Source organism: Rhizosphaericola mali (assembly GCF_004337365.2).
In the GTDB taxonomy this organism is placed as follows: domain Bacteria; phylum Bacteroidota; class Bacteroidia; order Chitinophagales; family Chitinophagaceae; genus Rhizosphaericola; species Rhizosphaericola mali.
Window position 1 is genome coordinate 3,137,519 of the sequence record NZ_CP044016.1, and the last position, 20,125, is coordinate 3,157,643.

Consider the following 20,125-nt stretch of genomic DNA (forward strand, 5'->3'; position numbering starts at 1 on the left):
GTTAATTCAATACCATATAATCCCCTTTTTGGTTAATTCCGATAAGGGGAATTTTTTTGTTCTCATTGAAATAATCGTACGCTTCTTTTATTCCCACTTCAAATCTTTGCAATTCTAGATCTTCTTTGGAGGATTTGTATAAATATTGCAAACTTTTCTTGTTATTAAATCGTACTGGAAATATATGTACGGGAATATAATTTTGTCCATATCTACGCGCTGATGCTGCAATCAAATACACTTCTTCAATCTGTTCATCTCTCAAAGGAATACAGCCAACCGTAACGCAACTACCATGTATATAAATACGACCACCCGGAGAGACTTGGTCGCTTAATACACGATCAGATTCATTGGGATAATTAAGTTTTAAAGAAAGATGATATTCGCTTCGAGGGTTAAATTCGGATATATAATAAAATCCTTCAGGTACTTGAAAGTCTCCTTCTACTCTTTTCGGCCCCATGGAGCCTGCCATTGCGCACACTTTGTAGGTTTTGTATAATTTGAATGGCATCGTATCGCTGTCTCTCACCCACACTTCTAATTGTCCATCGTATTTAAAAGAACGAAAATAAACTTCTTTGATAGGCCATTGAATACCCAAACTATCAAAATCTTTTCGCATTTTAGTTTCCAATGTTTTGAGACGATTGGTCATACCTGTGGATGTACCTTGTCCATCTGCGATTAAAGTTTGTGCATTTGCACCATATATAAAAACGAAAGAGAAAACGAGCGCAACGATCTTATTCATTTACCAAAAATAAAAGATTTCAACATTTTTAATGCACAATTCTCGTTAAAGTTGGAAAACTTATGCCGGCTTAAAATATCTGAATTGATTACCTTCGTCCCACTAATTTTATTATGCAAAAGATAGGAATACTTGGCGGTGGCCAATTAGGCAGGATGCTTTTACAAGCGGCAGCAAATTATGTCGTAGAGACTTTCATATTGGAAAATGATGAAAACTGTCCATCAGCACATCTTTGTACACATTTCGTAAAAGGAAATATCCAAAATTACGATGATGTCTACAATTTTGGTAAAGGTTTGGATGCCATCACCATTGAAATTGAAGCAGTTAATATTGACGCATTGGAAGCATTGGAAAAAGAAGGTGTAAAAGTTTATCCACACACTTCAGCCCTCCGCACCATCAAAAACAAAATCACCCAAAAGGAATTTTACGCAAAAAATAATATTCCTTCTCCTAAATATGTCATCACGCAAAACTTAGCAGAATTGCGCCAACATGCAGACTTTTTGCCTGCAGTTCATAAAATTGGTGAAGGTGGCTACGATGGCAAAGGCGTTCAAGTCATCCATACAACTGCAGATATGGACAAAGGTTTCGATGCTCCATCTGTATTGGAAAAAGAAGTACTTATTGCTAAAGAAATTGCGATATCTGTTGCCGTTGCGGATAACGGTGAGATTGTGATATATCCACCTGCAGAAATGGTTGCAGATCCAGTTTTGAATCTTTTGAGTTATCAAATAAGCCCGGCAAGATTGCAAAAAGAAACTTTGTGGAAAGCGGAAGCTATCGCACGTCGTGTCGCTACAGAATTTAAAAGCCCTGGTTTATTTGCCGTAGAAATGTTTTTGGATACGAACAATGATGTTTGGGTAAATGAAACTGCACCACGCGTACACAATAGTGGACACCACACCATCGAAGGCAACTATTCTAGTCAATTTGATATGATTTGGCGTATTTTATTGCAATACCCATTGGGAAATACAGATCCAATTATGCCTTCCTCTATTGTAAATCTTTTGGGCGAACCAGGATATACTGGCATTGCGAAATATGAAGGTTTGCATGAGGTTTTAAGAATGCCAAATGTATTTGTACATCTTTATGGAAAAGAAGTAACCAAACCTGGTCGCAAGATGGGACACGTTACGATTTTGGGTAATGATGTAGCCGAATTAACCTTTCGTGCCAATAAAGTAAAAAATACTTTGAAAGTAATTGCAGAGTAAAAATTGGATTAAACTATAGAATCTCATAGCAACATATTAGATACTTCGTTAGATTATCTCAAAGGAGTCGGCCCCATCAGAGCCGACTTACTTCGTAAAGAACTACAACTATTTACGTACGGAGATTTATTGACTTATTTTCCGCTACGACACATAGATAAGACGCAGATATTACGTATTAGTGAGATTGATTTTCAATCAGACTATGTACAAGTTGTTGGAAAAATTACCCACATCGCTTTAATTGGCGAGAAACGAGGCAAGCGACTTGTAGCCTATTTACAAGATGGTACGGGCGAAATAGAACTTATTTGGTTTCAGGGAATTACTTGGATTCAAAAAGTTTTGATAGAAGGAAGTACTTACAAAGTATTTGGAAAAATTTCTTTTTTTAATGGGAAAATGCAAATCTCTCATCCAGAGATTGAAGCTAGTAATCCCAATACTGTAGAATCTAAAAGTCATCTAGAACCCATTTATCCAACGACTGAAAAATTAAAAGCACGCGGTATTAATGGTAAACTATTGGGTAAAATAATGGAAAGTTTGTTCCTACAGATTCAGCCCATTCATATACCAGAAAACCTACCCCAATCTACTGTAAATGCATTAAGATTACTTTCTCGATTTGAAGCATTTAGGAAAATTCATTTCCCTGAGGATTTAAATCAATATCAAGAAGCATTACGTAGGCTAAAATTCGAAGAACTATACATTGCGCAGATCCGTCTAGGATTGATCCGAATGCAGCGACATCGTACCAGCAAAGGATTTTTATTCAAAACGGTTGGAGATATTTTTAATAATTTTTATAATACTTATTTACCTTTTGAATTAACAGGTGCGCAGAAACGTGTGTTTAAAGAAATACGCCAAGACACAGCTCGAGGTGCTCAGATGAATCGACTCGTGCAAGGTGATGTTGGTAGTGGCAAAACTATAGTTGCATTACTTTCTATGTTATTAGCGGCGGACAATGGTTTTCAAAGTTGCTTGATGGCTCCAACTGAAATATTGGCTCGTCAACATTTTCAAGGTTTGAGTGATTTACTCAAAAATTTGCCTATCAATATTCGAATACTTACCGGAAGTACAAAAACAAAAGAACGTCGAGAAATCGCAGCAGGACTAGAAAATGGAGAAATACATTTGCTAGTCGGTACCCACGCAATTATAGAAGATAAAGTTCAGTTTAAAAATCTTGGTTTAGCTGTAGTCGATGAGCAACATAAATTTGGCGTTGCACAGCGTGCCAAACTATGGAAAAAAAATATTTTACCACCGCATATCCTAGTCATGACGGCAACGCCAATTCCTAGAACGCTCGCTATGACAGCGTATGGAGATTTAGACTATAGTGTCATTGACGAGTTACCTCCTGGTCGTAAGCCTATTCTTACAGTACACCGTAACGAAATGCGCCGTGCTAGTGTAATGGACTTTATTCGGTCGGAAATTGCGCTTGGTCGTCAAGCATATATCATTTACCCATTAATTGAGGAAAGTGAAAAATTGAGTTACGAGGATTTAATGCAAGGTTATGAGCAAGTGAAAAGCTATTTTCCAGAACCCAAATACTTAATTTCGATGGTGCATGGTCGTCAGACACCAGAAGAGAAAGAAACCAATATGCAACGGTTCGTTACCGGTAATACGCAGATTATGGTCAGTACAACGGTAATTGAAGTTGGGGTAAATGTTCCCAATGCAAGCGTAATGGTCATTGAAAGTACCGAAAAATTTGGACTATCACAATTGCACCAGTTGCGTGGCCGCGTTGGTCGTGGTAGTGAAAAAAGTTATTGTATTTTAATTACTGGTTCCAAATTAAGTAATGATGCTCGCGAACGAATAAAAATCATGTGCGACACCAATGACGGTTTTAAAATCGCCGAAAAAGATCTTGAACTCAGAGGGCCGGGAGATATTGAAGGAACAAGACAAAGCGGTGCATTGAATTTCAAAATTGCTAGCATCGTGGAAGACAAAGCAATTTTGGAAGTTGCCAAACAATATGCGGAATCTCTATTAGAAGAAGACGAACAATTAATACAACCTGAAAATCAACCACTCAAAATATTTCTCGCTACGCAAAAAGGGAAAACAGGCTGGAGTAAAATTTCTTAAATTTTATTCAAATTCTGTGTTTCCAAAGGAATCCCATCTTTTGGCTTGGTCATCAAGAAATATACATTACCAATCATCCAAGCAATCCAAAAAAGATAAAATCCTAAATGGAATTTTTCCTTTAATAGTTTGTGCGAAAATGTATGAGTAAAGTCTGAATATGTCGCATACAATCCCACTAAGGCAATAATCATCAATAATCCATAAACCATATTAGATTTATTTGCAGGTGCTTTTAGTTTGACGATCCATTGCAATAGTGTCAAAAACATTTGAATAGCAAAAAATATCGCAGCCGTTTGCCACCAACTTTTGAATACACTATATTCTTTGTAGGCAATATTTATTCCCATACGTCCGATAAAAGACATTTGAGAGACCAATACCCCAGAAATAATTGAAAGCACCAATTGTGCTATCAAGTAAAATTTAAAATTTTTCATCAGAAAAAAAATATTGTACAAAAATAGATCGCCAAAGCATTGGTCGTTACTTTCTGTTAAAATAATTTGAGCTAACTCATAATAAATGTTAATATTTCCCTTTTATTCCAAGCATTTGATATTTACCAATATTAAACTGTATTTTCATCGAGTATTAAGAATATTATGTAATCAATTGTACTAGTTCAATTTAAAATCATCTGTAAAAATCGTTTACACAATATTTTCTTTACGTATTTGAGTTAATACGTTCCATTTTCCTTCTTTTGAATATATAACCTGAGTTATAAGTTTGGCCAACTGAAAATTTATTTTTTATATCAAAGGGATTAAATCCTTATTAATTCCATTTTTAACTTTAATCACACTTCATTTCTTAGGTCACAAGAAGCCTAGGCTGTGCGGTTATGCAAATTATTCAGTCAATGTCATTTTTAGATACAGTATTGCAAGAGCCCTCTTACGGATGGAAGGATAAGGAAGGCGACTTAATTGTACCTTCTTCCAAACAATTATTTCAGGAATTTTTTTCTAGATTAAATATTTTTAAATCCAGAAAAAATTGGCTTCCATTTTTCGGTTGGTCTCGCGCAATTTTATTAGCTTCCTTTTTTATAGTATTTCTATTTGAATATCTAACTTGGTTCAATTTTATAATTGCTTTCGTATATGGAATGATCGCCATGGGTACACATGGGACGATATGGCATCACCGTTATTGTACGCATGGCGCATATACATTTCGCAATAAATTTTGGCGTTTTATAACGCAAAACCTAACAATATCTGTCATTCCGGAAGAAATATATGCCATTTCACACCATGTACATCATTCTAAATCTGACACGCCAGGAGATCCTTACAATGCGGAAGGCGGATTTTTATATTGTTTTTTAGCAGATGTTAATCACCAGCCGATTGCAAAAAATCTGTCCAAAGAAGATTATCAAAGAGTAGTTTCTCTTATGAAACATACGGGTGTCCATGCAAATACTTATGAGCAATATTTAAAATGGGGATCTTATGCTCATCCTTGGAGATCCATTGCATTATGGTTGATTAATTGGTCATTTTGGTATATAGTGTTTTATCTAATTGGGGGTAATAGTTTGGCTGTAACGATTTTTGGTGCCGCTGGTTTTTGGGCAATTGGTGTTCGTACGTATAATTATGAAGGACATGGTAAAGGAAAGGACAAACAAAAACATGGCGTAGATTATAATCATAAAGACCGTTCCATCAATCAACTATGGCCAGGAATCGTCGCTGGAGAATGGCACAATAACCATCATCTTTATCCCAAAAGTGCGAGAAGTGGATTCAAACCACTACAAGTAGACCTAGCTTGGTATTATATCAAAATGATGTATACTATCGGAGCCATCTCTCAATATAAAGATGACAAAAAAAGATTTTATAAAAAATATTACCTCCCGTACTTACAAGAAAAAAAAGAAGCAAAACAAAGACAAAAATTATTGTCGTTAAAACTAAAAAAAGTACCTAACTAGGTACTTTTTTTAGTTCAGAAAGTGGGATATAGCAGACTCGAACTGCTGACCTCTTCCATGTCAAGGAAGCGCGCTAACCAACTGCGCCAATATCCCGTAAGGCTGCAAATATATTGTAATTTGTCACATTACCAAATTCGCAATTTATACTAATGAATCTTACTTGTATCTGTAGTAAATTTTGAACCATCAGACCTTTTCGAATATTGAAATTTCCATGGTCCTTTTTCTGGATAGTATGCTAAAATGGGATGTTTCTTTGTTGGCATAATCCAATAGGCCGTTTTTTGATCTCTATGTTGTAATTCAACGAAATAAACAGCATCTGCATTTTTTTCAACATCCATTAGATTTGGAATTGGAAATACTTTTAATGAATCACCTTTCTGAATAGCAATTGAGTGTGCTTTACATTCAAATGGTAGATTAAACACGTCCATAGTTCGTCCATTTTCAAAAGCGTAATACATATCATATGTATTGATCCCTTTAAGGTAATAGTCCAGATGATCAAATATGCTCAATCCATATTTTGCGTCTTTTGTCTTTTGATAAATATCCTTACTCTTTGTCGTTTGATTTTTCCAATGACTATTAGTCGTGTAGGTGATAGAAAGTTGATCATTTTTCATCTGAGAAACATCCAAAAGATATCCCACATCATTTATTTTTCCATAAAATCTATGAGAATTGATAAGATTTAGTAAACCAAAATGTGCAAATCCATCAAAATAACGACTACTATCTCTATTGAAAACAGTATAGATATAAAGATAGTCGCATATTTTCTTTATGACCATTTCATCGCCATTGTCCGTTCCAGAAACTTTACGATAAACACCGGTGATATTTTGTCCAAATAATTGAACAGAAATAATAAGAAATATTGAGAAGAAATAAATCCTATACAATTTCATAAGGATAAGCTTCTGTTTTTATAGGTTTAATAGTAAATCACCAACCAAAGCTAAATGTAAATTCATTCATTTTTTATAAACGTATTATTAATATTTTTTAGGATTTTTGTAAATAGCAAGAGAACGACATTTAAAAGAAAATGAGTAGCAAAAAAATTTTGTATTTGGATATGGATGGTGTATTAGCAGACTATTCTGCGCATGCATTGGAGGAATTAAATGAAATTGAGCATTTGGATAATGTAGAAAACAATGAACTTGTAAAAGAATGGATCAGAGATAAAAATAGACATTTCTATGCACAACTTCCTTTAGTAAAAGATGCATTGAAAAGTGTTGAAATCTTGTCCGAGCATTACGAACTTTATGTACTTTCTACCCCCATGTGGACTTTACCCGAATCTTATTCCGACAAAAGAATTTGGATTGAGGAAAAATTTGGTAATCTTTTAAAGAAAAAGCTCATTTTGACACACAACAAAGGTCTTTTAAAAGGAGATTATCTAATTGATGATCGCAAAGTGCATGGCGTATCCAAATTTGAAGGCGAACATATTTGGTTTGGACAAGCACCATTCGAAAATTGGAACGCGATTTTGCAATATTTATCCGAAAAAGACCATTGGCAATTAAATTAAAATCATGTACACATTACCGACGATCAGAATAGTCGAAGTACTTCGATATATAGCACCTTTGCGCGAGGGAGGTTCCTTACCTGCAATTGCAGAGGCGGATGATGAATTCAAATACGTACTCAAATTTCGTGGTGCAGGTCAAGGAGTAAAAGCGTTGATTGCCGAATTAATCGGTTGGCATATTGCCAAAGCATTAGAAATTCCGATACCCGAATTGGTATTTGCAAATCTAGAAGAAGGATTTGGCAGAGCGGAACCCGATGAAGAGATTCAAGATCTTTTGAAAGCAAGTCGAGGCTTAAATTTGGGTTTGCACTTTTTGAGTCAAGCATTGACATTTGATCCTGCGATATTTACGGTGGATGCAACATTAGCATCCAAAATAGTTTGGCTAGATGCATTTTTGATGAATGTAGATCGTACATCGCGCAATACCAATATGTTGATTTGGAGAAAAGAATTGTGGCTGATTGATAATGGAGCGTCTCTTTATTTCCACCATACTTGGGATAATTGGAAAGAGCAATCAGAGAAGCCATTTATCCAAATAAAAGATCATGTACTTTTACCAGAAGCCACGGAATTAGTAGCAACCAATACATTTGCAAAGCAAGTCCTTACCGATGATTTGTTACGAGCGATCACCAATACAATTCCCGAAGATTGGTTACAATGGCCAGATGTGGATGCACCAGCACAGGATTTAAGGGATATATATTTCCAATTTTTACAAAATAGATTAATCCATTCTGACAATTTCCTAAAAGCGGCAACGGATGCAAGAAAATAGACATTTATACGAATATGCGATCATCCGATACATGCCTAAGGTGGAACGTGGGGAATTTATCAATGTCGGCGTAATTACTTTTTGCAAACAAAAACGTTTTATCGACCTGCAATGGCATTTGGATACGGCAAGGATTCAGTGTTTTTTTCCAAATGCACCATTAGAATTGATAAAACAACAATTGGAATCATTTCAACAAATAGCCTCAGGTGCAAAAAGTAGAAGCCCGATTGCGAGTTTGGATGCACCTTCTAGATTTCGTTGGTTAACCGCAGCTCGTAGTAATATAATGCAATTATCTCCGATCCATATTGGATATAGTGACGATTTGCAATTGATAACCAATCAATTGATGGAAGAATATGTATATTTAAGAGAGGAGGAATGAGTTGAATGCTGAAAACAAAAAGCGTAATGCTTAAGGCAGAAAACTGCTTTTTGCATTACGCTTTTGGCTTTATGTTCGTTCTTATTCTGAAATCACAAATGATGGAAAACGCTTTTTTGCAGCATCTATTTTTGCCAAAACTTCTTTCTCAGTTCCTTCAAATGGACCAGAAGTTTCAATATTTAAAGTCGCCATCGAAGCCGCAAATGCCCCAGCTTTCTCAATAGACAATCCTTTTGCACGACAATATAAATAACCAGCCATATAGGTATCACCGCAACCTGTTGCATCAATAATCTGTAAAGGTTCGAAGGCTGGAATAAGGTGAAATTCGTCTTCACTATAGATGACAGAGCCCATACTTCCCAAGGTAATTATCACCTCTTTCACGCCCCAATCTGACAATATTTTCACTCCCTCGGTAACATCTGAAGTTCCTGTAAGCACTTCCATTTCAGATTCATTGGCTTTCAAATAAGTAACGTGTTGCAATGCATTTGTTTTCTCTTTCCAATCAATGGGAAAAACATCCACCCCTCTCACCTCGCGTAATAAACCTTGTACATCCAAAGACACCGTTGCTTTTTCTGCCAAATATGCCATCAAATCAGCGGAAAAGTCATCCGCTAAAAGGGAGCCAAGATGAAATATTTTCGCATGTATATCTTTCAATCCATCAATGGTAAATGGATCTGCTTTTTCCAAAACTCTTTGGATACGGATATCTTGATTTTCTGGATAAATATTTTCAAAAAAGACCGTGTGCTCGCTTGGCAATTGAATAATTTCAATACCACTATTACGCAATTTGGTTACGACATTTTCATCTTTTTTACCAATGGCTGTCACCAAAACAAATTGACGATCAATGTTGTGTAATGCTTTGGAGAAATAAAAAGCCGTTCCTCCTGGCATGAATACTTCACTTTTCGGCGTTACCACTTTATCCATGGTAATATGACCGACACAACATATATCAAACATAAACTAAAATTTAAAAATCGAAAATAATACACAGATTCCGCTATGGAATATCCATGTACTTGTGTATCTGCAAACAGATTTCCCATTGAGGATTACTTTTGACATAATCGATCATCAATGGCAACATCTCTGCACGCTTGCTCCATTCTGGTTGTATATATAATTTGCATGCTGGATTTACTTCTGCCGCATATTTTTCTGCCCAGGCAAAATCTGATTTATTGAAAATAATCACTTTCAACTCATTTGCTGCTTGAATTACATCCGGCAATGCAAATTTGAATTTCTTGGGAGAAAGACAGATCCAATCAAAATGTCCACTTAAAGGATGTGCTCCTGAGGTTTCAATATTTGTCTGAAAACCAACTTGATGCAACGCATCTGTCAAAGCATCTAATGGATGCATCAACGGCTCGCCACCCGTAATTACCGCAATAATATTCTTCGGATCTCCACCAACTTCCTCCAATGCCTTAGCGACAATTTGGTCAATGGAAAATTTTGGATGTGCGTCTATATCCCAACTATCCTTCACATCACACCAAACGCACCCCACGTCACAGCCACCCAAACGAATAAAATACGCCGCATGTCCTTGATAAAATCCTTCTCCTTGAATGGTGTAAAAGGACTCCATCACGGGCAAATGCATGCTCGTCTGAGTGGTTGTATTTTTTTCTATATTCTCTATCATCAACTACGCCTCTATCCCTTCTGCTTTTTTATAAGCAACTAATGTATTTTTTAATAATCCAGCGATGGTCATCAAACCTACACCACCTGGTACTGGTGTGATATAAGAAGATTTCGGAGCTACTTCTTCAAAATCAACGTCTCCACTGATTCTAAATCCTTTTTTCTTTGTAGCATCTTCAATACGCGTAATACCTACGTCAATGATAACCGCACCATCTTTTACCATATTTGCTTTTACAAATCCTGGTTTGCCCAATGCAGCAACAACGATATCCCCTTGCGCACAGATTTCTTCCAAATTTGGTGTATGTGAATGGCAAATCGTTACAGTACAATTACCATGAGGCAAATTGCTACTTAACAAAATACTCATCGGACGTCCAACGATATTACTACGACCGATAACAACCGCATGTTTACCTTTTGTAGGAATATTGTAATGCTCCAACATCAACATAATACCATAAGGCGTCGCAGGAATGAATGTCGGAATACCCAATACCAAATTACCCGCACTTACAGGATGAAAACCATCCACGTCTTTATTAGGATTGATACTTTCGATGACTTTTTTCTCACTAATATGTTTTGGTAAAGGCAATTGTACCAAAATACCATCCACACTAGCATCTTCATTTAACTTTTTAATTTCAGATAAAAGTCCTTCTTCCGAAACATTTTCATCCAATCGAATAAGCGTAGAAATGAAACCAATCTCGTGGCAATTCTTTTGTTTGCTTGCGACATACGTTTCACTCGCGCCATTATTTCCGACAAGAATAACCGCCAAATGAGGCGCTCTGCGATTTTGAGCAAGAAGTATATCCACTTCTTTTTTCAAATTTTCTTTTACTGCAGCTGCAGCAATTTTTCCGTCAAGTATTTGCATGATGCGTGCAAAGATAAAAAAGGGAAATAAGAATTTTAAATTCAATTCTTATTTCCCCAAGTTTATGGATTTGTTTTTGTTTTCTTTATTGTCTTACAAAGTTAAATGTAACAGTCGCTGGACGACCATCTACATTGATATCTTCCGTAGCTGTAAATCCTGAAGTAGTAGAATTTACAATATTCAAAATATAACCATCCGTAATTTTTTTTGCTTTCGCACCATTTAAAACTTTGAAACGAAATTGGCTCTGACCGTTTACGGTACGAATAGACCAGTTGATACTTCTTTGACCAGGACCACAATTGCTATTTCCTGAAATCGTATAACTACCATATCCATTGAATGGCAAATGCCATGTGCTACCTTCAAAACAATTTGGGGCAGCATCATCAAAAACTAATGTATTCAAATACACAGAATGAACAATCGTAGCTGTATCCTTTGCAAAATATTCTTTCTTAACACCACCAGAATCAATACCACTAAAACTAATATTATTTAAAACATAATCTCCATCAAGGTTCACTCCTGCAACTTTATGTCCAGAGGAACAAGAAATTAATCCGATCGTCACAATGCTTAATAGGGCAAGGACAAATTTGTTCTTTTTCATATTTTCAATTTAGGTTATACTTTATATGCAAGCAAAGTGCCAAATTTACCATTTCGCTCTTGCGGTAGGACTAATATTTAAATCTGCAAATTCACCACTCAAATATTTGTAATAGCCGGTAATAGCAATCATCCCTCCATTATCCGTACAATATTGGAATGGTGGACAAAAAGTCTCCCAACCTAACTCCGCTCCTACTTTGGTTAAAGTCTCACGCAGACCACTATTTGCGCTTACACCACCAGCGATACACACTTGATTGATTCCTGTCTGCGCAACTGCTTTTTTCAATTTTTTTATTAAAATATCAATAATGGTAAATTGAACAGATGCGCACAAGTCCTCTTTATTTTCCTCAATAAAATGAGGATTTTCGAATTTTTGTTTGTTTAAAAAATATAAAACAGATGTTTTCAATCCACTAAAACTAAAATTCAAATCGGGAATTTGCGGTTCTGCAAATTTGAATTTATGTGGATCACCCACTTTTGCATATTTATCAATCAAAGGACCTCCTGGATAAGGCAAACCTAAAATTTTGGCTGTTTTATCAAACGCTTCGCCAGCTGCGTCATCAATCGTTTCACCCAAAACTTCCAAATGCAAAGGATTATGTGCGACTACTATCTGCGTATGACCACCACTTACCGTCAAACACAAAAATGGAAAAGACGGTTTTTTATCCAAATACTCCTCCCCTGATGGAATAACATTGGCCAAAACGTGTGCTTGCATGTGGTGAACGGCGATTAATGGTACTTGCAAACTCATCGCCATCGATTTGGCAAATTGACTACCTACCAATAAACTGCCTATCAAACCTGGCGCTTGCGTAAAGGCAATTGCGGTAATATCTTTTGCGGAGATCTCTGCTTTTTTCAAAGCGGTATCTACCACTGGAACGATATTTTGAATATGGGCGCGACTAGCCAATTCGGGTACGACTCCGCCGTATTGTTCGTGTATTTTTTGTGATGCTGTTACATTGGAAACCACTTTTCCTTCGATACAAATAGCAGCACTTGTATCATCACAAGAAGATTCTATTCCTAAAATTATTGCCAAAATATTCTGATTTTGATTTGGCAAAATTAGACAAAAATTAGAGAAGGATATATAAGCTTTTTTATTTGCGTATAGCAGTAACTGGATTCAGACGTGCGGCCTGCATGGCAGGAATAATTCCCGCAAGTATGCCAAATACGATACAAATGGTAAAGGCAATCACAATAATATGACCGGCGATAAATATGGGAAAAGGCAAAAATGCACTTAAAATTAAGGAAAGTATAAATACTAACAAAAGTCCAATCGCTCCACCAAGCGAACAAAGAAAAGCACTTTCTATCAAAAATTCGGTCAAAATAGAGCCACTTTTAGCGCCTAATGCTTTTTTCAAACCAATCTGACCTGTTCGTTCTTTTACTGTTACAAACATGATATTTGCTACCCCAAAAACTCCTACAACCAAAGACAATCCGGCAATAAAAATACCTCCCCAATTGATCGCAGAAAAAATACTATCCGTATTATTACTGAGTACATTGATATCATTTAAGGCAAAATTATCTGACTGTCTCGGACTCAATCTACGTACTTGCCGCATCGCTCCACGTAATTCATCAACCAAAGCAGTATTGGAAACGCCAGGTTTTGCCATTACAATCAATACCGGAGAGGAATTGTTATTATTGATATTAAAAATATTCGCATAACAATAGTATCCCAAAATCACAGAATTATCATAGTCAAAAAACTGTGCGATACTTTTCCCTTGTTTTTCGAGAACGCCAATAATATTAATTCTTTTGCCTTCTACATTAATCGCCTTCCCAACCGCCGCCTGCGCAACGCCAAATAATTGACTCGCCACTTCATATCCAACCACACCAACAGAGCTCCCCCGTTCGAATTCATTTCTATTCAGATAACGACCATATCCAATCTTGAGTTTTTGGATCACGCTAAAATCTTCAGATACGCCATTTACACTAACATTGCTATATTGAAAATTTTTATAGTGCAGGTTAACGGTTTGATTATCCATAAAGCAAATATTGCTCGCCAATGTGGTACGCTCTTGAAGTAATTTTAATTCAGAATATTTTACTGCAGGACGATTGACAAATTTCCACCAGGGATAATCGGAAGAATTAAGATATTCCCATTTATCAATAAAAATGGTATTGGTACCAAGAGCATCGATATCTGATTTAATTTTTTGCTTCAAACTATCCACCAACGCCATCACTCCTATAATACAAAAAATACCAATCGTGATACCAAATAACGAAAGAAATGTACGCAGTTTATTGACCTTCAACTCTTGTAAGGCCATTAAAAAACTGTTCCAGATAATTGCTAGCTTCTTTCGCATAATTCAAAATTAGAATTTCATCCATAGAAATACCCATTTTGATATTGGTTTTATTTGAGCGGTTACATATTGGGATATATGGCAGAAAAAATAAAATGAAATATTTTTTTGTAAATAAAATTTTACCCCTATATTTGCACCCCGCAAAGCGATAAGCGGAAGGGCATTCGGGGCGTAGCGTAGCCCGGTTATCGCGCCTGGTTTGGGACCAGGAGGTCGCAAGTTCGAATCTTGCCGCCCCGACTAAAAAGACAAATCATTTAGATTTGTCTTTTTCTATTTTAAATAGTTTAGCTTTATATCGACAACCAAATACTTACTTATAAACTAATTTTTATGAAAATAACCTTTCTCTTGATTTCTCTTTTGTTGATTACAAACACAATTTATAGTCAAAGTTTAACACCAGAACAAATAATAGGGAAATGGAAAGTTGTGAAAATATTAAAGAAGCCAAGTAATCCAAACTTTAAAGACTTTTTGAAAGGATTTGAATCCGCAACGTTCGAATTTAAAAGCGATTCAAAATTTAACCTAACAACTAATAATAACAATAAAATATTTTCTATGCTTACAGACCATACCCAAAATGTGGATTGGATAATTAGAAAAAATATTCCAGTAATAAGCATTGGTTCTAAAACTGACCATTATAACACTTTAAATATTTACGCAAAATTGGGAGAAACCAATATCTTTCAGCTAGAAGAAAGTGAAATTGTCTTGCAAGTCGAAAAACTATAATTTTAATATATCCTTTAAATACATTATTCGAAAGAGAATTTAAGCATTAAAAAATATTTATGTTCTTAAATACTTATAATAATTTAATATCCCTATATTTGCACCCCGCGAAGCGATAAGCGGAAGGGCATTCGGGGCGTAGCGTAGCCCGGTTATCGCGCCTGGTTTGGGACCAGGAGGTCGCAAGTTCGAATCTTGCCGCCCCGACAACAATTGATTCAATTTGAGTCAAAAGCCTGTAAACAGTATGTTTACAGGCTTTTTTGTTTTATTTCGGGACTAAATAAATGCATTTCAATGCAAATATCTGGTGTACTAATAGGTGTACCCTCCAGTGTACCTAAATTAGCTTCGTAATTTATTGATAGTCAATATTTTGTACTAGCAAATTTGAACAGTTTTAGACTGTTTTGAATTCTCCTTTTGGAAATCGGAAGGAATTAAAGTGAAACATATTTATTGAACATTGAAAATGAGTGAGTTATGAAGTTAAATCAACAAACTATCGGAATCAGTTTTTTTGTAAGAAAAAGCAAAGTCAAAAACGCGCAATGGCCCATCTTTGCACGTATCACAGTCAACAAAGAACGTAAAGACTTTTCTATTAAAGAGTGGGTAAGTGTCAAAAGCTGGGATGAAAAACATAGTCGTGCAAAAAATACCCTCCCGGAATTAAGACAACTAAATACATACCTTGAATCCATACGAAGTAAAATCATGCAATCATACCGCCAATTGCAGTTGGATGGAAAAATCATCACAGCTGAAACGCTAAAACGATCTTACTTTGGGTTAGACGAAAATGCCAAAACCTTATTAGAGTTAATGGATTATCATAATTCTCAAATGGTTGGGAAACTTGCAGAAGGAACGCTTAAAAACTATAGATCTACATCCAGATATATCCAGAAATTTTTAATTGAATTCAAGAAACGTACAGATATCTTTTTGAATGAATTAGATTATCGTTTCCTATTAGAATTTGAACAATTTGTACGCAATACGCCACTTAAAGATTTTGATCCTTGCCATAACAATGGTTTAATGAAGCATATAGAAAGATTGCGAAAGATTACTAATTTGGGAGTTCGTTTAGGATGGTTAAGTAAAAATCCTTTTGAGAACTATAGAATTTCATTCCAGAAGTATGATCGTCAATTTTTAGATAAAATTGAACTAGACAAAATTGAACAATGTCCACTTAATGATTCTACATTAGTCATTGCTAAAGATTTATTTATCTTTAGTTGTTACACAGGATTAGCCCCCGTAGATTTATCGAAATTAACAAAAGATAATATCATTAATGGTGAAGGTCCAGAACTATGGATACATACAGAGAGAGAAAAGACCGGAACTATTGTAAATGTACCTTTACTACCGAAGGCAATAGAGATTATGCAAAAATATACTAATCATCCAATCGCCATTCATCGAAATAGACTATTTCCACCTCTTTCAAACCAACAACTCAATAGATCTCTTAAAATTATTGGTGAAATTTGTTCGATAAATAAATACCTTACTTTTTATATTTCCAGACACACTTTTGCTACTACAATTACGCTAAATAATGGCGTTCCCATGGAAACGGTCAGTAAAATGCTGGGACATACCAAATATGCAACCACCCAGATCTACGCAAGAATTTTAAACAAAAAAATTGGAGAAGATATGGCTTCTTTAAGAATCCGTTTGGCAGAAAATAAGAATAACTAAATCATATTTTTGATAAAATTTAACGATACACATTGTGACCAACTTGGGATAATCTAAATCAATTCTTTGAAGTTTTGCTTTATAAAATAATTTGATATGAATAATACAAATCATCCCAAGACAGAATTCAATATTGATGAAAATACATTAGTAATGATGGAAGCAATTAGGAGAATATTATCCGAGTTCCAACAAAAATTATTAATTGAAATTAGAATAGCTCTACAAGAAAAAAAATATCCAATTGAAAGAGAATGGATTAAAAGTAATGAGATAAAAAAAATACTGGGCATTAGTCATGGGACGCTTCAAACATTAAGAAATAATGGCTCTATTCCTTTTACCAAAATAGGTGGCGTAATTTTTTATTCTCGAGAAGAATTGAATAAAATTTTTAAACAAAAGGAATTTCAAACTTCTAAATAATTTGATAAAATTGGTAAGTAAGCATTAGTGGGGAAATTACAGTTTATAGAAATTTTTAAAATTATTCTTATAATAGTTACCTTTCTGCGAAATTTATGAGATGATCTCCCCATTTAAATCCTTATCTAATCTTTTTTTTCCGACTCTATTATTAATTACTGTGGCATTAACTTCATGTTCCAAAAATCAAGAAGCAGATAGCTATAATATACAGCAAGGTGCCGATACCGTACAGATAGGATATGTAGCTGGTACACATGGTTTAACTTTAAGAATGAATCAGGTGGTCAATGCAACTGTTGATTTAAAAATTCAAGTAACATCTAAGGATAGCAGTAAACATACTTTATCTATTGAAATACCAGCAAATTACAATGGCTGGGTAAGTTATCTTGGCGAACATTATATTGTGGAATGGAATTATGATGCGGGATATAAAGATTCTGTTACAAATACAATAACCAATCCCAATTACTCAACAATCTTATCGGATTATGCTTATTTGAGAATCCTGGGAATTAGTTCAAGTGATAAATCTTATGGTTTCCAAGAAATTAGATATGATGAAGATTGGCACTATACAGATCCATTAATGCCTGCAAGTATTATTTCATTTACAGCAAATGGAAAAGCGCAAACCTTTAAAAAATATTTTTTCGAAAAAAAATATTTTTTATATAATGTAGGTGGTCCAGGAATATTCGGATTAACTTGGGATAAATTGGCTCTATTCACAAATCAAATCAACTATGACGATTTTAAAGTGAACAAAACTGTTCCTATACCTTATTTCAATTATAGTGAGCAAAATATATACTATGGAAATGGAACTCCTTCAGATAATCATTTAGGCCTGAGTAAGAGTACTATTGAATTATCTGTAACATCTATTTCAGATGGAGCATTTGATGGTATTTTTTCAGGAAAGACTTGGATTGCAGGAACTAACGGAGATACATTAATTATAGAAAATGGCACAATAAGTAATTTACCTTTTTCTATTTATGGTAAGTAATTTTATAGTTTTGAAGATATTTTTTTAACGATTGTCAAATGATTTTTTTGCAATAAAAAATATCAAACTTGTCTATTAGTCGATTCATAACTTATTAATTCCTAACATAAAATAATATAACATTCAACTCCCAGCGGGATCACAACACACGCTAAATTTTAGCGTGTTTTTGTATATAAACCAGTTAGAAATCAAGGTTTTACAAGAAAAGCGATAAAATTCGATTAAATCGAATTAAAGCCAAAAGGGGACCTATTGGGGGACCTAAAAGGGGACCTACTTTTACAACATGCATGGAGACAAGTGCTCCATTCTCATAAATTCTTTAGCACAATTGTTCATTTTTTAAACTTGGTAAGCATGGCCCAAGAACAATTGATACCACTTTATTATCTGTCCCGTAAAAAAGAAAGAAAGGACGGTAAATGCCCTATTTGGGTACGAATAAGAATCAATGGAGAAAGAAAAGATTTTTCCACAGGACTTTTTGTGTTTCCGGATCACTGGAACAATGAATTGAAACTGGTCACGGGAGGAGCCAAAAGCCTTTCCGTTCCGGCAAACAATGCCTTGTCACAGATGACCCGGGAAATTAGCAATCTATACATCCTACTTTGTATTCAGGAAAAATATGTCACAGCCGAAATGGTTGTAAAAGCCTACAAACCGGAGCCAAAACTCAAGGCCGAAAAAGATTTGAAGGAAGAATTAAAGGATTTCGAACTCGAACAACACATAATTGATTTAACGAAAAGAAGTGCTATCCATTTCAAAAAATGTAAAAAAGCCGAAATCTATGTTTCCGAATTATCAAGGGAGTACCATTTTTCTGTATTGGACAAAGAACAAAACACTATCAGACAAGAAATTGAAAAAATAGAGGAACGCTCAAACAAGTATTTCAATTCTGTTCAAAAAGATACCATAACAATACAGGATGTTATAAACGAGTTTTTATTGCAATTTTTACGAAAAGTTATGGCAGGTACGCGCAAATTTTCTACTTATCTAAAATGGTTGGATACCAAACAAAAACTATTAAATTTCACTGCCTATCATTTGAAACGTAGTAGTATTACCCTCACTGAAATCAAACTCAAGTTTGGTGAAAAATTGTATGATTATCTTACTGTAGTGGCAGCATGTGGCAACAACAACACTATGAAGCACATCAAGAATTTTAAACAAGTACTTGACCGAGCAGTTACTAGTGAATGGATCAATGTCAATCCATTGAAATCTTATAAATGTACATATAAAGAACCCGAACCGGAGGCCGTATTTATGGACGACATACAAAAACTCATAAATGCTGACAACCTGAATAGTAGCGAAGAAATGGCAAAAGACGCTTTTCTTGTAGAAACCTTTACTGGCTATGCCTATGCAGAATTGGCTGCACTAAAAATGACAAACTTAATTATTGGAATAGATGGAAAACAATGGCTGTCCATTGAAAGAGGAAAAACGCAACGCAATGAAACTGTGCCTGTAATGAAAATTGTTTCAGATATAATTTGCAAATATGAAATCCATCCAAAACGTATGAACTATAGTTTTTTATTTCCAGTCTTTAGTGTCCAATACTATAACCGGCTTTTGAAAGGTATTGCTAATAAGGTCGGAATTAATCATGACTTGCATAGTCATGTGGGGCGTCATACATTTGCGACCACAATCTTATTGGATAATGATGTACCATTAGCAACTGTCAGTAAAATGCTTGGTCACCATTCCGTCCGAATAACAGAACGCTATGCTAAAGTAAGTAAGAAGAATATAGGTAAACATGTAGAGCGGGTAGAAAATTTGCTTTTTAAATTTCAATTTCTTAATTGATAACTATTTTT

The 20,125-nt window shown here is 35.0% G+C and carries 20 protein-coding genes and 3 tRNA genes; 13 read left to right on the forward strand and 10 right to left on the reverse strand.

The genetic code is table 11. From position 1 onward, the window contains the following. Nucleotide 1: 1 nt before the first annotated feature. Complete coding sequence (locus E0W69_RS13500; RefSeq protein ID WP_225321259.1) at nucleotides 2–757, reverse strand: L,D-transpeptidase family protein; 756 nt, start codon at nucleotides 755–757, stop codon at nucleotides 2–4. A gap of 113 nt (nucleotides 758–870) precedes the next feature. On the opposite strand from E0W69_RS13500, the gene E0W69_RS13505 reads away from it, so the two are divergent. After that, entirely contained in the window at nucleotides 871–1,995 is a 1,125-nt protein-coding gene (locus E0W69_RS13505; RefSeq protein WP_131330578.1) for a 5-(carboxyamino)imidazole ribonucleotide synthase, read from the forward strand. A gap of 75 nt (nucleotides 1,996–2,070) precedes the next feature. Then, nucleotides 2,071–4,122: an ATP-dependent DNA helicase RecG gene (gene recG, locus E0W69_RS13510; protein ID WP_255478243.1), complete on the forward strand. Its 2,052-nt coding sequence runs from the start codon at nucleotides 2,071–2,073 to the stop codon at nucleotides 4,120–4,122. Here the strand turns inward: recG and E0W69_RS13515 are convergent. After that, entirely contained in the window at nucleotides 4,119–4,565 is a 447-nt protein-coding gene (locus tag E0W69_RS13515) for a hypothetical protein (protein WP_131330580.1), read from the reverse strand. The genes recG and E0W69_RS13515 overlap by 4 nt on opposite strands. A gap of 425 nt (nucleotides 4,566–4,990) precedes the next feature. Here E0W69_RS13515 and E0W69_RS13520 point away from each other — a divergent pair, with 425 nt between their 5' ends. Further along, nucleotides 4,991–6,076 carry a fatty acid desaturase gene (locus tag E0W69_RS13520; protein ID WP_131330581.1) on the forward strand — a complete coding sequence of 362 codons (1,086 nt, stop codon included), beginning with the start codon at nucleotides 4,991–4,993 and terminating at the stop codon, nucleotides 6,074–6,076. A 22-nt stretch (nucleotides 6,077–6,098) separates the two neighbouring features. On the opposite strand, the gene E0W69_RS13525 is transcribed toward E0W69_RS13520, so the two are convergent. Together E0W69_RS13525 and E0W69_RS13530 are read right to left on the reverse strand one after the other, a co-directional pair. Then, nucleotides 6,099–6,172 (reverse strand) — tRNA-Val (locus E0W69_RS13525). Nucleotides 6,173–6,225: 53 nt separating this feature from the next. Then, nucleotides 6,226–6,993 carry a hypothetical protein gene (locus E0W69_RS13530; protein WP_131330582.1) on the reverse strand — a complete coding sequence of 256 codons (768 nt, stop codon included), beginning with the start codon at nucleotides 6,991–6,993 and terminating at the stop codon, nucleotides 6,226–6,228. Nucleotides 6,994–7,133: 140 nt separating this feature from the next. On the opposite strand from E0W69_RS13530, the gene E0W69_RS13535 reads away from it, so the two are divergent. The 3 genes from E0W69_RS13535 to E0W69_RS13545 are packed head-to-tail and all read left to right on the forward strand — an operon-like array spanning nucleotide 7,134 to nucleotide 8,809. Continuing rightward, a complete protein-coding gene (locus E0W69_RS13535; protein ID WP_131330583.1) occupies nucleotides 7,134–7,631 on the forward strand; it encodes a 5' nucleotidase, NT5C type in 498 nt (165 codons plus the stop codon). Nucleotides 7,632–7,635: 4 nt separating this feature from the next. Beyond that, nucleotides 7,636–8,421: a HipA family kinase gene (locus E0W69_RS13540; protein ID WP_131330584.1), complete on the forward strand. Its 786-nt coding sequence runs from the start codon at nucleotides 7,636–7,638 to the stop codon at nucleotides 8,419–8,421. Further along, nucleotides 8,408–8,809 (forward strand): DUF3037 domain-containing protein, encoded by a 402-nt coding sequence (locus E0W69_RS13545; RefSeq protein ID WP_131330585.1) that lies wholly within the window; start codon nucleotides 8,408–8,410, stop codon nucleotides 8,807–8,809. Before E0W69_RS13540 ends, E0W69_RS13545 begins: the two co-directional genes overlap by 14 nt. 81 nt (nucleotides 8,810–8,890) lie before the next feature. Here the strand turns inward: E0W69_RS13545 and E0W69_RS13550 are convergent, their stop codons facing one another. From E0W69_RS13550 to E0W69_RS13575, 6 genes are all read right to left on the reverse strand, one after another. Further along, nucleotides 8,891–9,793, reverse strand: coding sequence for a PfkB family carbohydrate kinase (locus tag E0W69_RS13550; RefSeq protein ID WP_131330586.1), 903 nt, complete (start codon nucleotides 9,791–9,793; stop codon nucleotides 8,891–8,893). 40 nt (nucleotides 9,794–9,833) lie between these two features. Next, nucleotides 9,834–10,487, reverse strand: a complete 654-nt coding sequence (locus tag E0W69_RS13555; RefSeq protein WP_225321260.1) for a 7-carboxy-7-deazaguanine synthase QueE — start codon at nucleotides 10,485–10,487, stop codon at nucleotides 9,834–9,836. A 3-nt stretch (nucleotides 10,488–10,490) separates the two neighbouring features. Then, complete coding sequence (gene folD / locus E0W69_RS13560) at nucleotides 10,491–11,378, reverse strand: bifunctional methylenetetrahydrofolate dehydrogenase/methenyltetrahydrofolate cyclohydrolase FolD (RefSeq protein ID WP_131330588.1); 888 nt, start codon at nucleotides 11,376–11,378, stop codon at nucleotides 10,491–10,493. 85 nt (nucleotides 11,379–11,463) lie between these two features. Then, complete coding sequence (locus E0W69_RS13565; RefSeq protein ID WP_131330589.1) at nucleotides 11,464–11,994, reverse strand: lipocalin family protein; 531 nt, start codon at nucleotides 11,992–11,994, stop codon at nucleotides 11,464–11,466. A 45-nt stretch (nucleotides 11,995–12,039) separates the two neighbouring features. After that, the gene (gene tsaD, locus E0W69_RS13570) at nucleotides 12,040–13,059 is read right to left on the reverse strand and encodes a tRNA (adenosine(37)-N6)-threonylcarbamoyltransferase complex transferase subunit TsaD (RefSeq protein ID WP_191967844.1); all 1,020 of its coding nucleotides are present in this window, start codon (nucleotides 13,057–13,059) and stop codon (nucleotides 12,040–12,042) included. A gap of 61 nt (nucleotides 13,060–13,120) precedes the next feature. Continuing rightward, nucleotides 13,121–14,371 (reverse strand): ABC transporter permease, encoded by a 1,251-nt coding sequence (locus E0W69_RS13575; protein WP_225321261.1) that lies wholly within the window; start codon nucleotides 14,369–14,371, stop codon nucleotides 13,121–13,123. A 168-nt stretch (nucleotides 14,372–14,539) separates the two neighbouring features. On the opposite strand from E0W69_RS13575, the gene E0W69_RS13580 reads away from it, so the two are divergent. From E0W69_RS13580 to E0W69_RS13610, 7 genes are all read left to right on the forward strand, one after another. Continuing rightward, nucleotides 14,540–14,614: transfer RNA gene (locus E0W69_RS13580), tRNA-Pro, on the forward strand. Between the two features lie 93 nt (nucleotides 14,615–14,707). After that, the gene (locus E0W69_RS13585; RefSeq protein ID WP_131330590.1) at nucleotides 14,708–15,115 is read left to right on the forward strand and encodes a hypothetical protein; all 408 of its coding nucleotides are present in this window, start codon (nucleotides 14,708–14,710) and stop codon (nucleotides 15,113–15,115) included. A gap of 132 nt (nucleotides 15,116–15,247) precedes the next feature. Then, a tRNA-Pro gene (locus E0W69_RS13590) sits at nucleotides 15,248–15,322 on the forward strand. 276 nt (nucleotides 15,323–15,598) lie between these two features. Next, nucleotides 15,599–16,834, forward strand: coding sequence for a site-specific integrase (locus E0W69_RS13595; protein ID WP_131330591.1), 1,236 nt, complete (start codon nucleotides 15,599–15,601; stop codon nucleotides 16,832–16,834). A gap of 96 nt (nucleotides 16,835–16,930) precedes the next feature. Continuing rightward, the gene (locus E0W69_RS13600) at nucleotides 16,931–17,260 is read left to right on the forward strand and encodes a helix-turn-helix domain-containing protein (RefSeq protein ID WP_225321262.1); all 330 of its coding nucleotides are present in this window, start codon (nucleotides 16,931–16,933) and stop codon (nucleotides 17,258–17,260) included. Between the two features lie 100 nt (nucleotides 17,261–17,360). Next, entirely contained in the window at nucleotides 17,361–18,275 is a 915-nt protein-coding gene (locus E0W69_RS13605; protein WP_131330592.1) for a hypothetical protein, read from the forward strand. A gap of 360 nt (nucleotides 18,276–18,635) precedes the next feature. Next, on the forward strand, nucleotides 18,636–20,114 hold the full coding sequence (locus E0W69_RS13610; protein WP_131330593.1) for a site-specific integrase: 1,479 nt from the start codon (nucleotides 18,636–18,638) through the stop codon (nucleotides 20,112–20,114). Nucleotides 20,115–20,125 lie beyond the last annotated feature (11 nt).